At 43.0% G+C, this 1,007-nt stretch carries 1 pseudogene; it reads right to left on the bottom strand.

Features of this window, described 5'->3' with window-relative positions:
- Positions 1 to 336: 336 nt before the first annotated feature.
- Positions 337 to 1,007 (bottom strand): annotated as a pseudogene (locus A3761_RS02345) (Na(+)/H(+) antiporter subunit D); the annotation flags it as partial.

The raw sequence follows: 1,007 nt of genomic DNA, 5'->3' as shown, positions 1-1,007 counted from the left end.
CGTTGTGGGTGGCACGTAGGTCACCATCTATATGGTCGAAAGTGTGTTCAATTTTACTTCTCACGTCGATCCAGACAGGGTCTGCCAATATGATATTGGAGCCAAAGGTGGCAAAACATAGTAATACTAGGCGGAATAAATAGGATGGTAATCTCATAGCTTTAAGTCCCTGTAATGAGTAGAGGCTAATATAAAGCCTAGAAACCGAAGGCAAATATGTCAAAAAACGAGGGAGTGTAACCGGAGGTATTATGATCTATGTACGCAAAATAGAATACAACCTAGCTAGGGACTCTTGGAGCTAATAAAGATTTACTTAGTTGAAAAGCTGCTCGATTAGAGCAGCTCAGGAAAGTAATAAATCATTAAATATACTGCTAGCAAAATGGCGACCCAAACAACCATGGTCTCAGTTGGCCATAGCCTTGCAAAGTATCCTTTTGGTTTTCCAGCTTTGGTGTCATAAGAGTTTTGAATCATTTGCTTAATTGAATAAGCGAGTGATTTTTCAATCTTTTCATAGGTGCAATAGATCGTGCATGCTAGCCTTTTTACAAACGCGGGAGCAAGCTTTCGGTATAACCAGTCAGCATCCAGATTTGTGGAAGGTAGTTCTGGCGGGTATAGATTGCGCAGGTTTAACCATACAAACGCTAGAGCCGAGAAGAACAAAAGCTGTAACTGCGTAAGAACGTGCGTAATATCGTAGGGCTGGTAGCTGTGTTCCCAGGGCAATAGAGCGTAAACAGTCTGAGCAGGAAAGGTACCTAGTACAACACACCCAACGGCTGCTAAGGTCATCGCAATTAGCATGTTTTTGGGTGGTTCAGTTGTACGGATACCTGAATCGTGAGCAAAAAGTGCGAAGTAAGGAATCTTGATGCCCGCGTGATGAAATACGCCGGCAGCGGCAAATAGTAATAATAACCAAACAACATCATAGCCTTCAGCTACTGAAGCAGCCATAATCATTGACTTCGATACGAAGCCGCTGAAAAGCGGGAAGG

This window comes from Oleiphilus sp. HI0123 (assembly GCF_001635315.1).
Note: the sequence above shows the minus strand (reverse complement) of the source record. Positions and strands in the feature narration are given on the sequence as shown.